Annotated in this window: 10 protein-coding genes; 8 read left to right on the top strand and 2 right to left on the bottom strand. The window is 64.5% G+C overall.

Annotated features, from left to right (window positions below; translation table 11 throughout):
• The first annotated feature begins 25 nt into the window (after nucleotides 1-25).
• The 8 genes from AC5RWA_RS12020 (at nucleotide 26) to AC5RWA_RS11985 (ending at nucleotide 9,673) form a co-directional block, all read left to right on the top strand.
• A complete protein-coding gene (locus AC5RWA_RS12020; protein WP_494057795.1) occupies nucleotides 26-970 on the top strand; it encodes a carbohydrate kinase family protein in 945 nt (314 codons plus the stop codon).
• A 162-nt stretch (nucleotides 971-1,132) separates the two neighbouring features.
• Nucleotides 1,133-2,203, top strand: coding sequence for a LacI family DNA-binding transcriptional regulator (locus AC5RWA_RS12015; protein ID WP_494057794.1), 1,071 nt, complete (start codon nucleotides 1,133-1,135; stop codon nucleotides 2,201-2,203).
• A gap of 78 nt (nucleotides 2,204-2,281) precedes the next feature.
• The gene (locus AC5RWA_RS12010; RefSeq protein WP_494057793.1) at nucleotides 2,282-3,955 is read left to right on the top strand and encodes an ABC transporter substrate-binding protein; all 1,674 of its coding nucleotides are present in this window, start codon (nucleotides 2,282-2,284) and stop codon (nucleotides 3,953-3,955) included.
• 142 nt (nucleotides 3,956-4,097) lie between these two features.
• Nucleotides 4,098-5,075, top strand: a complete 978-nt coding sequence (locus tag AC5RWA_RS12005) for an ABC transporter permease (protein WP_102976344.1) — start codon at nucleotides 4,098-4,100, stop codon at nucleotides 5,073-5,075.
• A gap of 11 nt (nucleotides 5,076-5,086) precedes the next feature.
• Complete coding sequence (locus AC5RWA_RS12000) at nucleotides 5,087-6,025, top strand: ABC transporter permease (RefSeq protein ID WP_494057792.1); 939 nt, start codon at nucleotides 5,087-5,089, stop codon at nucleotides 6,023-6,025.
• Nucleotides 6,022-6,984 (top strand): ABC transporter ATP-binding protein, encoded by a 963-nt coding sequence (locus AC5RWA_RS11995; RefSeq protein WP_494057791.1) that lies wholly within the window; start codon nucleotides 6,022-6,024, stop codon nucleotides 6,982-6,984. Before AC5RWA_RS12000 ends, AC5RWA_RS11995 begins: the two co-directional genes overlap by 4 nt.
• On the top strand, nucleotides 6,981-8,075 hold the full coding sequence (locus AC5RWA_RS11990) for an ATP-binding cassette domain-containing protein (protein WP_494057790.1): 1,095 nt from the start codon (nucleotides 6,981-6,983) through the stop codon (nucleotides 8,073-8,075). The genes AC5RWA_RS11995 and AC5RWA_RS11990 overlap by 4 nt, the downstream gene beginning before the upstream one ends.
• A gap of 173 nt (nucleotides 8,076-8,248) precedes the next feature.
• Nucleotides 8,249-9,673: a glycoside hydrolase family 32 protein gene (locus AC5RWA_RS11985; RefSeq protein ID WP_494057789.1), complete on the top strand. Its 1,425-nt coding sequence runs from the start codon at nucleotides 8,249-8,251 to the stop codon at nucleotides 9,671-9,673.
• A 518-nt stretch (nucleotides 9,674-10,191) separates the two neighbouring features.
• On the opposite strand, the gene pntB is transcribed toward AC5RWA_RS11985, so the two are convergent.
• Together pntB and AC5RWA_RS11975 are read right to left on the bottom strand one after the other, a co-directional pair.
• Nucleotides 10,192-11,670, bottom strand: a complete 1,479-nt coding sequence (gene pntB / locus AC5RWA_RS11980; RefSeq protein WP_494057788.1) for a Re/Si-specific NAD(P)(+) transhydrogenase subunit beta — start codon at nucleotides 11,668-11,670, stop codon at nucleotides 10,192-10,194.
• Nucleotides 11,667-13,223 carry a Re/Si-specific NAD(P)(+) transhydrogenase subunit alpha gene (locus tag AC5RWA_RS11975; RefSeq protein ID WP_494057787.1) on the bottom strand — a complete coding sequence of 519 codons (1,557 nt, stop codon included), beginning with the start codon at nucleotides 13,221-13,223 and terminating at the stop codon, nucleotides 11,667-11,669. Before AC5RWA_RS11975 ends, pntB begins: the two co-directional genes overlap by 4 nt.
• Nucleotides 13,224-13,241 lie beyond the last annotated feature (18 nt).

The following is a 13,241-nucleotide window of genomic DNA, read 5'->3' as shown; positions in this document are numbered from 1 at the left end:
GCACCCACAGCAAGGAAAAACAGACATGCACAACAACGGCAAGTCGCACCCTCCGCGGCAGGTGCTGGACGTCGTCGTTATCGGGGAAGCCCTCATCGACGTCGTCACCACGCCAGAGGGCACCAACGAACACCCCGGCGGGTCGCCGGCGAATGTCGCCTACGGCCTGGCCCGGCTGGGAGTCAGTACCGGGCTGCTCACCTCCATGGGCGCTGACCGCCGCGGTGATGCTCTCGAGGAGCACCTCACCGGCGCCGGGGTGGCGCTCTTGCCCGGCTCCCGCTCCCAGGCGAGAACGTCGACGGCGACCGCCACCATCGCCGGCGACGGCTCGGCGGGCTACGCCTTCGACATCACCTGGGATGTGAAAGCGCCGGACCTTGCTCTCACCCCACCCAAGGTCCTCCACACCGGTTCGATCGCAAGTTTCCTGCCACCGGGCGCAGGTGGAGTCAAGGCCATCCTCCAGGAGCTCCGCAGCCAGTGCATCATCACCTACGACCCCAACATCAGGCCAGCCCTGCTCGGAACCCATGCCGAAGCACGGCGCACGTTCGAGGAACTGGTGCACCTCACCGGCGTCGTCAAACTCAGCGATGAGGACGCCGGATGGCTGTACCCGGAAAAGGGCCTCGAGGAAACCGCGACGCACATCCTGGGCCTGGGGGCGGACCTGGTCGTCATCACCACGGGTCCATCAGGTTCATTGCTCGCCACACCCGCCGCGTCCCTTACCGTCCCTGCAGTGAAGACGTCCGTTGTTGACACCATCGGCGCCGGTGACTCATACATGGCGGCCCTGATCCTGGGACTCCTCACCCGCGGTGCCGGGGGCCTGGCGCCTGCAGTCCTTGACCAGCTGGGATGCATGGCGGCCGCTGCGGCCGCGATCACCGTATCCCGGGCCGGCGCCCGGCTTCCAACTGAAGATGAACTTCGCGCCAGCCTCCAGCATCAGCCCCACCCGTAGCACCCGCCCTCCCCGCGGCGCCATGGGGGGGGCGCGGCACTGACCCCACAGCCAAGAAAAATACCCCTTGACAGTGCGAGAGTAACGCGCGTAACCTCTATCACACGCACTAGTAACGCGCGTTACTCGCAAGCAACATCACCACGATCTCCGGAGCATTCAATGGCGAAGACCACCACCTCAAATCATGCTGCGACCGCGCGGCAGCGGGGTGTCACCATGAATGATGTGGCCAAGCACGCCGGCGTTTCCCGGACTGCCGTCTCGTTCGTATTGAGCAACCGCGAAAATGCCAGCATCTCCGAGGAAACCCGCTCCCGGATCATCGAAGCTGTTCAGGCGCTGGGCTACCGCCCGAATGCCGGAGCACGGGCACTGGCATCGCAGCGAAGTGATTGGTACGGGATTGTCACCGAGATCGTGACGGCCCCATTCGCCGTCGACATCATCAAGGGTGCACAAGACCAAGCCTGGCTCGACCGCAAGTTCCTGCTCATCGCGCCCTCCGACCAGGCCGATGCCGTGGGACCCAACCAGGGCCTGGAAGATGCCGCAACCGAAAAGCTGCTGGAGCAGCGGGTGGAAGGACTTCTGTACGCAGCAACTTTTCACCGCGGCGTCCACGTTCCGGAGAGCGCCAATGAAGTACCCACCGTCTTGATCAACTGCTTCGACGCGGATGGAAAGCTGCCCTCGATCGTCCCTGACGAGCGTGGCGGTGGCCGGGTCGCCGTCGAACGTTTGCTCCGGGCGGGCCACACCCGGATCGGAGTCATCAACCTTGACCCGGTCATTCCAGCTGCAGTGGGGCGATTGGAAGGTGCACGCGAAGCACTGGCCGCCGCCGGACTCGAGCTGGATCCCGAGCTCGTGGTCCCCGGATACGCAACGGCGGACGGCGGGTACGAGGCCGCGTGCCAAATCCTGGACCGCTACCCACGGGAGGACAGGCCAAGCGCGCTGTTCTGCCTCAACGACCGCATGGCGATGGGCGCTTACGACGCCATCAAGGAACGGGGCCTGACCATCCCCGGAGACATCGCCGTGATCGGCTTCGACAACCAGGAACTGATTGCGGCCTACCTCAGGCCCAAGCTGACCACGGTTGCGTTGCCGTTCGAAAAAATGGGCGCCCTGGGAGTCCAGACGCTCGCAGCCCTTACAGCAGGACAGCCGGTAATTGCCGACCAGCAATTAGTCGGCTGTCCGCTGCTAGAACGCTCTTCGGTCTGACCGCGAAATCACTTTCGAAGAGCAACCCCTCCCCCACCCCTTCACCTTGCAGATGAAGATAGGAAAGAGACAACCATCATGACACAACCCCGATTCCTGAGGGCTGCCCGCATCACGGCGGCCGGCCTGGCGGCAGGCGCACTGCTGCTGACCGGCTGTGCAGCCAGCGGCAACAAGGCTGCCGGCACCGATGCCGCGGCGAACGCCAGCGCCTTCCTCACCATTCCGCGTGAGGACATGGGCACGTTCGTGCAGAACTTCAACCCGTTCGCCCCCACCGTCAACCCAATGGTCCAGCAGTCCATCTACGAATCGCTGCTGATCTTCAACCCGGCCAAGGGTGACACTGTGCCGTGGCTGGCCACTAATTGGGAGGCCGCCGACGACGGCAAGTCGATCACCTTCACCCTGCGCGACGGCGTTAAGTGGTCCGACGGCCAGCCCTTCGTGGCCGAGGACGTCGCTTACACCTTCGAGCTCCAGAAAAAGATCAAGGGCGGCTTCGAGTACCTGGACACCGTGAGCGCCGAAGGCAATAAGGTCACGTTCACCTTCAACAAGCCCTGGTCGCCGGCCCTCTACGATGTCGGGCACCTCACCATCCTGCCCAAGCACGTATGGTCCGCCCTTGCCGACCCGGAGAAGGACGCCAATGCCAAGCCCGTCGGCACAGGCCCTTACACCGAGGTTGACAGTTTCCAGGCCCAGTCGTTTGTGCTCAAGAAGAACCCCAACTACTGGCAGCCCGAAAAGCAAAAGATTGCCGGTATCAAGATGCTCGCTTTTGCAGGGAACGACGGCGCCAACCTCGCCGCCGCGAACGGCGACGTGGACTGGGCCCCGCAGTACATCCCGAACATCGAAAAGACGTTCGTTTCCAAGGACAAGGAACACCGCCACTACTGGTTCCCGGCCACCGGCGCCATGATCAACTGGCAGCTCAACACCACCAAGGCCCCCTTCAACGATGTTGATGTCCGTAAGGCCCTGAGCATGGCCGTGGACCGCGAGCAGGTCACCACGATCGGCATGGGCGGTTACGCCGAGCCTGCAGACTGCACCGGATTGTCCGGTAACTACGAGACCTGGAAGAACAACGAGGTCAAGGAGAACTGCACCTGGACCAAGCTGGACGTCCAGAAGGCCAATGAGCTGCTGGACAAGGCGGGCTACCCGAAGGGTGCCGACGGCAAGCGGACGCTCAAGGACGGCAAGCCGTTCGAATTCAAGATCTCTGTGGGAGCGTCTTCTTCCGACTGGCTGTCCGTGGCCAATGTGATCGCGCAGAACCTGGCAGAAGTCGGCGTCACGGCAAAGGTGGAGTCACCGGACTGGGCTGCCGTGGTTGCCGGCTACGAGACGGGCGACTTCGACTCCGGCATCGTCTGGAGCGCCAACGATCCCAGCCCGTACAAGTACTTCAACGCCGCCATGGGCACTGCGACGGTCAAGCCCGTGGGCACCAAGACGTTCGACAACTACCACCGCTTCGGCGACACCACCGCCGACGCCCTGCTGGCGGAGTTCGCTGCCGAGGCCGACGAGTCCAAACAGAAGGACATCGCCAACAAGCTGCAGGAAGAATACGACGACGCCGCACCGCTGGTGCCGCTGTTCTCCGGTCCGGAGTGGGGCGCGTTCAATGACACCCGCTTCACCGGCTGGCCCACCGAGGACAACCCTTACGCAACCCTTTCAGTCCGCTCACCTTCTACGGTGCTGGTGCTGACCACGCTGGAACCGCGCAAATAACACCCCACCGCCTCCCTAGCCTCGCTTCGCTTCGGCCAGGGAACCCGGGCGGCGTGGGCCCATGCCGCACACAACAGCTGGCCGCCGGATCATCCGGCGGCCAGCCCCCAAACTTTCCGTAATTCCCGAATGGAGGGAAACCGTGCGCTTCATCCTGCGCCGCCTGGGTTTCTACCTGATTGCCTTCTGGGCATCCATCACCCTGAATTTCCTGCTCCCCCGCTTCATGCCGGGAGACCCCGTCTCCCGTATGTTCGCCCGCTCCCAGGACAGAATGCAGCCCGAACAGATTGAGGCCCTGCGAAAGCTGCTGGGTGTCGATGACCGGCCCCTTTGGGAGCAGTACATCGGCTACATGACCAACATCTTCACAGGGCAAATGGGCGTTTCCATCTCCCGGTTCCCCACCCCGGTCACCGAGGTCATCTCGTCCCAGATCGGGTGGACCCTCCTGCTCGGCGGAACCGCCCTGGTGATTGCCGCCGTCGTGGGTAACCTGCTGGGTGTCCTTGCAGCCTGGCGCCGCGGCGGCGCGGTCGACTCCGCGCTTCCGCCGCTGCTCGTGTTCATCGGCTCGTTCCCCTACTTCTGGCTCGCGATGGGTGCACTGTACCTGTTCGGGGTGGTCCTGAACTGGTTCCCCATCCGGCACGCCTTCACTGCCGGTTTGCAGCCAGGGTTCACCTGGGAGTTCATTGGCGATGTCGGCGCCCACCTGGTGCTTCCGGCATTGACCATCGTGCTGGTCTCCATCGGGGGCTGGATGCTGGGCATGCGGAACACCATGATCGCCACCAACTCCGAGGACTACATCACCATGGCCGAGGCCAAGGGACTCCGCCCGGGCCGCATCATGCTCCGCTACGCAGCCCGCAACGCCATGCTCCCGTCCGTCACAAGCTTCGGCATGGGGCTGGGATTCGTGGTGGGCGGCGCGCTGCTCACCGAGGTGGTGTTCGCCTACCCCGGCGTCGGCTACCAGCTCCTCAACGCCGTCCAGGGCCTCGACTACCCGCTCATGCAGGGCCTGTTCCTGACCATCACCGCCGCCGTGCTGCTGGCCAACTTCCTGGTGGACATCCTCTACGTCCGCCTCGACCCGCGCGTGCGCAGTAATTAGAGGGAGCGATCATGACAACCGCAATCCTGAAGCAACCCGGCACAACGGCCACCAAAACCCCGGCGGCCCGCAAGCCCAACCGCAGCTTCGTCCACGGCATCCTCACCAACAAAAAAGCCCTCACAGGCATGGCAGTAATGCTCGTCTTCATCGCACTGGCCCTGCTGGCACCGGTACTCTTCCCCGGCGACCCGTCGCGGATCACCGCCATGGCATCCATGGAACCATCGGCCGAGCACTGGCTGGGAACTACAGCCAAGGGTCAGGACGTGCTCGCGCTGACGGTCCACGGCTCCCGGAGTTCGCTGTTCGTGGGGCTCACCGTGGGCTTCGCGTCCACCTTCGTCGGCATCCTGGTGGGACTTGCCTCGGCGTACTTCGGCAAGTTCATCGACGAAGCGCTGTCCCTGGTAACCAACGTCTTCCTGCTCCTTCCCGGCCTGCCGCTGCTGGTCATCCTGGCCGCGTTCCTCCCTCCGGGACTGGGCACAGTGATTCTTGTCCTGGTGGTCACCGGCTGGGCAGGCTCAGCGCGCGTCCTGCGCTCGCAGGCCCTGTCCATCCGCTCGAAGGACTTTGTGGCCGCGGCCGTGGTGTCCGGTGAACGGGCCGGCCGGATCATGTTCCGCGAAATCCTGCCCAACATGGCTTCGATCGTGATGGGCACGCTGCTGGCCTGCGTCATCTACGGCATTGGTGCCCAAGCAGGCCTGGAGTTCCTGGGCCTGGGCGATGCCAGCACGGTCTCGTGGGGCAACAACCTCTTCTGGGCGGGCAACGAAGGCGCCTTGCTGACCGGCAGCTGGTGGGTGTTCGTGCCCTCGGGCGTTTGCATCGCGCTGGTGGCCTTCGCCCTTGCCCTCATCAACTATGCCGTGGACGAGGTCACCAACCCGCGGCTGCGGAAGATCAAAACCCCGAAAGACACCGAAAGGAGCGCCTCCAAATGACCATCTCCCAAGTGTCCTTCGGCTCCCACGAACCCGTCCTGGACGTCAAGGACCTCACCGTCAAGTACATCGGCGACACCCGCTCCACCACCGCCGTCGACCGCGTTTCCTTCAGCATCGGCACCGGTGAGGTGTTCGGTCTCGCAGGGGAATCCGGCTGCGGGAAGTCAACCATCGCCAATTCGATCATGCGGCTCCTGAAGGATCCTGCGAAGATCGCAGGCGGCAGCATTTCCTTCGGCGGCAAGGACGTCCTGGCCATGAGCCCGGAGGAACTGCGGCGCTTCCGCTGGCAGGACGTGGCAATGGTCTTCCAGTCGGCCATGAATTCGGTCAACCCGGTGCTGACCATCGGTGAACAGATCGTGGACATCTTTACTACCCACGCCGGTTACTCCCGCAAGGAATCCCTGCGGCGCGCCGCTGAACTGCTGGAACTCGTGAGAATAGACCCGGCGCGCCTCAAGTCCTACCCGCACCAACTCTCGGGCGGCATGCGTCAACGCGCTGTCATAGCGATGGCGGTGGCACTCAAGCCGTCGCTGTTGATCCTCGACGAACCCACCACCGCGCTGGACGTGGTGGTGCAGCAGGAGATCATGGCGCAGATCAAGGACCTCCAGCGCGAGCTCGGCTTCTCTGTCCTCTTTATCACGCACGACATGTCGCTCATGGTGGAACTCTCGCACCGCATGGCCGTGATGTACGGCGGCAGGATCGTGGAGACCGCGAAAGCCCAGGACGTTTACGCCAACCCCCTTCACCCCTACACGCAGGCGCTGATGGGCGCGTTCCCGCCGCTCACCGGCCCGCGGGTTCCGCTGACGGGACTGCCCGACGGCGTGAAGTTCCGGAACATCCCGGACCTAGGCGAGGCTGCGCCCGGCCATTTCGTGGCTCCGTTTGGTGCCGACGCTTCAGTCATTGATTCCGCAAACCCGGAAGGAGCCGCACGATGAGCCACTCCCTGACGTTCCCGGCGGCTGGGTCCACCACCAGCACACCCGCCCTTGAAATCCGTGGCCTGGGTAAGTCGTTCCCCATTGGAGGACTGTTCACCCGCTCATCGGTCCGCGCCCTGCACGGCGTGGACCTGACCATCGGCCGCGGCGAAATCGTGGCGCTTGTCGGCGAGTCCGGTTCCGGCAAGAGCACGCTGGCCCGCTGTGTGGCCCGGCTCGAGAAGCCGAACTCCGGCGCGATCCTGATCGACGGCGTCGACATCCTCAAACGCGATCGTTTCCAGGCGTCGCGTGCATTTCGGTCCCAGCTGCAGATGGTCTTCCAGGACCCCTTCGGTTCGTTGAACCCTGCCCACAGGATCGAGCATTTCCTGCGGCGTTCGCTGGCGATCCACGGGAAAAGTGGCGGTACCGAGGAGGAGACCCGGCGGCGTCTCGAAGACCTCATGACCACTGTTGGCCTGCAGGCTGACATGCTGAACTCGTATCCGCACGAGCTCTCCGGCGGCCAGCGCCAGCGCGTTGCGATTGCCCGGGCCCTCGCCGTTGAACCACAAGTCATCCTGGCCGACGAGCCCACCTCGATGCTGGATGTGTCCGTCCGCATCGGCGTGCTGAACCTGATGCGCAAGCTCCGCGACGAGCAGGGCATCTCGATGCTCTACATCACCCACGACCTCGCGTCCGCCCGCTACCTGGCGGACCGGACGGCCGTGATGTTCGCCGGTGAAGTTGTTGAGGAGGGCGAGTCCCTGGACCTGCTGGCAAACCCCGCGCACCCCTACACGCAACTCCTGGTGTCGGCTGTCCCGGACCCCGCGCGGGCAGGCTCATACGATCCCGTCCGCCGCGCCGAACTGCGGCAAGCGGTCATGGCTTCAACGACGTGCGCTTACGACGGCGACACGAACCAGGCCTGTTCGGCCGAGGAACCCGTGCGCCATCAGGTTGGTGACCCTGCAAACCGCCACTGGGTGCGCTGCCACCTCTACCGGCCCTGGGCCGGTGCCGACGGCCACGCCCTGGCGGGCGAACCGGCCCAACCCAACGTCCCGCCGTCGAACGTTCAAGAAAAGGCAACCGCATGACTGAACTGCCACCCCCGGTCTCCCGCCGTGCAATCCTTAGCGGAAGCGGGGTGGCTGCACTCAGCGGATCGCTTGCACTTTCAGCCTCCTTCGCCGAACCCGCTGCAGCCGCGCCGGCGAAGACGACTGACCCCGGATCAAAAGGCTCACTGTCAAAAGGATCACCACGCCGGATGCGCCCGACCTATCACTTCAGCGTCCCCGACAACTGGAAGAACGACCCCCAGCGCCCCATCTACCTGGACGGGGAATACCACTACTACTACCTGTACAACGCCGACTACCTGCAGGGCGGCGGAGGCACGTCGTGGCGCCGCGCCACCACCACGGATCACGTGGCATTCACCGACCGCGGCGTCGCGATCCCAAAGTTCAGCGACGGCAACGGCGACTGCTGGTCAGGATCCCTTGTGGTCGACGAGCGGAATACCGCCGGGTATGGCGAGGGTGCGGTAATAGCCCTCGTGACGCAGGCGCCGAATGGCCGCCAGGCTCAGTACCTCTGGTACTCAACCGACCGGGGACGCTCGTTCCAGCCCGGGGGTACAGCCCCCGTGTTGCCGAACCCCGGAGTGCATGACTTCCGTGATCCCAAGGTGATCTGGGACGCTGACCGCGGGCGATGGTTCATGATGAACGCCGAGGGGCAAAAGCTCGGCTTCTACACATCGGCCGACCTGCGGTCCTGGCAGCGCGTCGGCGAATTCGTGCGTACCGATCTTGGGCTGCTGGAATGCCCTGATATCTTCCGGATGACCGCCGACGACGGCAGCCCGCATTGGATCCTCGGCACGAGCGCCAACGGCAAAGGCCGCGGCCTGCCCGCCACCTACGCGTACTGGACGGGCACCTTCGACGGCACATCCTTCACGCCTGATCACCCCGAGCCCGAATGGCTCGACTATGGCTACGACTTTTACGGAGCAGTCACATATCCGCATCACGACGCCTCGGGTGCGGAAGATCAGACCCTCCGCCGGGCGATCGGGTGGGCCAACTTCTGGGACTACCCCCACAACACACCTACCCTCGAGACCGACGGCTACAACGGCGATGACATGATCGTGCGCGACGTCCGCCTCAAACACACGAACGGTGTGTACCACCTCGTTTCCGCCCCCACGTCGGCGCTGCAAAACCATGTGAAGCGCACCCATCTCCTGGGCGACGTCGTTGTAAGGGGCACCCGGGACCTCGACGTTCGCACAGCCGCTTACGACCTCACCTGCGAGCTAATGTGGGACCCCGCTTCCCCACCCGCCAACGTCGGCCTTGAAGTATGCCGCGCACCGGGCGGCGGCCGGCATGTCGCCGCCGGCGCATTCCTGCGGGGCCCCTTCGTTTACGTGAACAGGCGCCCAACTATCAACCCAACCGGCGGTGAAACCCGGACGCCGATTGACCCCTCGACGGGAAGGCTCACCATCCGCATCCTCGTGGACCGCACGAGCGTGGAGATGTTCGTCGGAGACGGACGGGTGGTGCACTCGCACCGGGTCTTCCCTCTTGAAGGCGACAGCGGGATCCGCCTGTACGCCCACGAAGGAGCCGCCACTTTCCGTGACCTGACCATCCACGAAATCAAGGCGACGCATTAGTCCGGGCACGGTCCCGGCAGGCTAGGGCAAGTAAGGCTTCCACGGGAATCGGGTACCCGTTACCCGGGTAACCCTCGTGTCGCGTCCGTACTGTTGACAGCGGAGCCGGCGGCGAAGGTGTACGGCTGAGACCACGTGCACCTCCCCCAGCCGCCGCCGGCCCCGCTACTTAAACGGGTACGAGCCCTGTCCCTCCGGGACGGGGCTCGTACTCGTTTTTGTTGCATCGCTCGGGCAGCCAGTTGCTCCTAAGTGTGACCTGTCAGGTCACCAACGCCCAACGGCCACTGGGTGCTGGTGCTCCAAAAGCTCGTGCTTGTAATGGAGCAAAAACTCGTGTCTGTGGTGGAGTCCTACCCACGCTGATGCATGGAATTCGTCGATGAAACTGACAAGCTGCGCTTGTGCTTGTGCTTGTGCTTGTTCGGTGATTGGCTCCGGTTCACGGAGCCGCGTCGCCATGCTGGGAGTGCTGTTACGAAATATTCGGGACAGGGTCATGGTCTCTCGTCTCGTAATTAGAAGGCGCGAAGGATGTCTTCGACGCGGGTTTTGGCGTCGCCGAAGAGCATTTGGGAGTTGTCGCGGAAGAACAGGGGGTTCTGGACTCCTGCGTAGCCGGCGGCCATGGAGCGTTTGAACACGACGACGTTTTCGGCTTCCCAGACTTTGAGGACTGGCATGCCGGCGATGGGGCTGCCGGGGTCTTCGGCGGCGGCGGGGTTGACGGTGTCGTTCGCACCGATGACCAGGACCACGGAGGTGTCGCCGAGGTCGTCGTTGATTTCGTCCATTTCCAGGACGATGTCGTAGGGGACTTTGGCTTCGGCAAGGAGGACGTTCATGTGTCCGGGCAACCGGCCCGCGACGGGGTGGATGCCGAACCTGACGTTCACGCCTTTTTCGCGGAGCTGGTGGGCGAGTTCGGCCACGGGGTACTGGGCTTGGGCGACGGCCATGCCGTAGCCGGGGGTGATCACGACGGACGAGGCGTTGGTGAGCATTTCCGCTGTGGCTTCGGCGGTGATTTCGCGGTGTTCGCCCTGGTCCGTGTCCCCTTTGCCGGCGGGGGCGGCGATGCCGAAGCCGCCGGCGATCACGGAGATGAAGGACCGGTTCATGGCCTTGCACATGATGTAGGACAGGTAGGCGCCGGAGGAGCCGACCAGGGCGCCGGTGATGATGAGCAGGTCGTTGTTGAGCAGGAAGCCCGCCGCGGCGGCGGCCCAACCGGAGTAGCTGTTGAGCATGGAGACGACCACGGGCATGTCACCACCACCAATGGAGGCGACCAGGTGCCAGCCCAGCCCCAGGGCCAGGACGGTGACGACGATGAGCAACCAGAGCTGGGAATCGTTGACGTACCAGACGGTCAGGGCAACGAACGCGGCGAGGGCGCCGAGGTTGATCCCGTTTTTACCCGGCAGCATCAGGGGTGAGGATTTCATCCGGGCCGAGAGTTTCAGGAACGCCACGATCGAGCCGGTGAAGGTCACCGCGCCGATGAACACGCCGATGAAGACCTCGGCGTGGTGGATCGCCATCAGGTCCGACGACAACGCGGGGGCTTCGAGGTGGCCGTTCCAGCCCACGAGCACGGCGGCGAGGCCCACGAAGCTGTGCAGCAGGGCGATGAGTTCGGGCATGCCGGTCATTTCGACCACCCGGGCGCGCCAGAGTCCGATGGCCCCGCCGACGGCGACCGCGGCGACCAGCAGGCCCAGGCCGGTGAGGGCGTGGCCGGTGCCCCAGGCGTCCTGCAGAGTCAGCCAGATGGTGGCGGCGAGGGCGATGACCATGCCTGTGATGCCGTAGGCGACCCCGGCGCGGGCTTTCTCGTGCTTGCTCAGCCCGGCGAGGGACAGGATGAACAGCAGGGCCGCGACGATGTAGGCCGCCCCCGCGATGGAGTCGGCGGTCAACGGACCGGAGACGGTGTCAGTCACGGTAGAGCTCCTTGAGATAAATCCTGCTGCTGTTTCGGGGACGGCGCTCATGAACGGACCTTCCCGGCGGAGAACATGGCGAGCATGCGCCGGGTGACAGCGAACCCGCCGAAAATGTTGATGCTGGCCAGCAGCACCGCGACGGCGGCGAGGACCTGCATCACGATGTTCTCGGAGGTCACCTGCAGCAGGGCCCCGACGACGATGATCCCGGAGATCGCGTTCGTGACGGACATCAGCGGCGTGTGCAGGGCGTGGTGGACTTTCCCGATCACATAGAACCCGACCACGATCGAGAGCATGAGGACCGTGAAGTGCTGCGGCAGCGGCGCCGGGGCGACCGCGTTGATCCCGAACAGCACCGCGATGCCCGCGGCGAAGAGTCCGGCCTTGCCGGCTGTGCTGAGGCCCTGTTTCTTCTTCGGTGACGTACTTTCGGCGGCCGTTCCGGCGTCGGTCTTCACCGCGGGTGCGGCGGAGACCTGGACCGGGGGCGGCGGCCAGGTCTTCTCACCCTCACGCACCACCGTCACCGAACGCTGCACCACGTCGTCGAAATCGATCCGAAGGACCCCGTCCTTGTCAGGGGTGAGGAGCTTGAGGAGATTCACCATATTGGTCCCGTACAGCTGGGACGCCTGGGCCGGCAAACGGGCCGGCAGATCCGTGTAGCCCAGGATCACCACCCCATTGTCCGTCACAATCCGTTCCCCGGCGACGGAGCCTTCGACGTTCCCGCCCTGGCCCGCTGCCATGTCCACGATCACGCTGCCGGCCTTCATGCTTGCCACGTCTACGGCGGTGAGCAGCTTCGGCGCCGGACGCCCAGGGATCAGGGCAGTGGTGATGATGATGTCCACATCCGCTGCCTGCTCCGAGTAAATTTCCGCAGCCCTGGCGTTATACGCCTCGGACGTGGCCTTCGCGTACCCATCCGTGGACTTCATCTCTTCGGCGACCTCGACCTTAAGATAGGTTCCGCCGATGGATTTCACCTGATCGGCAACCTCCGGCCGCGGATCAGTCGCCCGGACTATAGCGCCCAGGCTGGACGCAGCGCCGATCGCGGCCAACCCGGCGACGCCTGCGCCCGCGACCAGCACCTTCGCGGGCGGGACCTTGCCCGCCGCCGTCACCTGACCGGTGAAAAACCGGCCGAACTCGTGCGCGGCCTCGATCACGGCACGGTACCCGGCAATGTTTGCCATGGAGCTGAGCACGTCCATTGACTGGGCCCGGGAGATCCGCGGCACCGCATCCAACGCCAGCGCCGTGATCGGGCGCGAAGCCAGCGCCTCCACCAACTCCGGCCGCAATCCCGGACTCAATGACCCGATCAGCGTGGCACCTTCGGTGAGACGGGCGATCTCATCCTCAGTGGGCGGATTGATCCGCAACACCACCTCGCTGCCCCACGCCTCATCAGCGCCCACAACCAGGGCACCCGCTTCGGCGTAAGCCTCATCACGGAAGGATGCCGACTCACCTGCACCCTTCTCGACCACAACCTCGTAGCCCAACCCCAACAACTGCTTCACGGTGACAGGCGTCGCCGCCACCCGTGTTTCGCGGCCCAACTCGGCCACAATGCCAATACGTGTCACTATTTCTTCTCTCTAAGA

The organism is Arthrobacter sp. 210 2 (assembly GCF_059093025.1).
The sequence above is the reverse complement of the archived record's forward strand: the minus strand, read 5'-3'. Positions and strand labels throughout refer to the sequence as shown.

Excerpts from the sequence above, each read along its gene's own strand:
- AC5RWA_RS12020 (WP_494057795.1), top strand. The coding sequence starts at position 26 with ATGCACAACAACGGCAAGTCGCACCCTCCGCGGCAGGTGCTGGACGTC.
- AC5RWA_RS12015 (WP_494057794.1), top strand. The coding sequence starts at position 1,133 with ATGGCGAAGACCACCACCTCAAATCATGCTGCGACCGCGCGGCAGCGG.
- AC5RWA_RS12010 (WP_494057793.1), top strand. The coding sequence starts at position 2,282 with ATGACACAACCCCGATTCCTGAGGGCTGCCCGCATCACGGCGGCCGGC.
- AC5RWA_RS12000 (WP_494057792.1), top strand. The coding sequence starts at position 5,087 with ATGACAACCGCAATCCTGAAGCAACCCGGCACAACGGCCACCAAAACC.
- AC5RWA_RS11995 (WP_494057791.1), top strand. The coding sequence starts at position 6,022 with ATGACCATCTCCCAAGTGTCCTTCGGCTCCCACGAACCCGTCCTGGAC.
- AC5RWA_RS11990 (WP_494057790.1), top strand. The coding sequence starts at position 6,981 with ATGAGCCACTCCCTGACGTTCCCGGCGGCTGGGTCCACCACCAGCACA.
- AC5RWA_RS11985 (WP_494057789.1), top strand. The coding sequence starts at position 8,249 with ATGCGCCCGACCTATCACTTCAGCGTCCCCGACAACTGGAAGAACGAC.
- pntB (WP_494057788.1), bottom strand. The coding sequence starts at position 11,670 with ATGAGCGCCGTCCCCGAAACAGCAGCAGGATTTATCTCAAGGAGCTCT.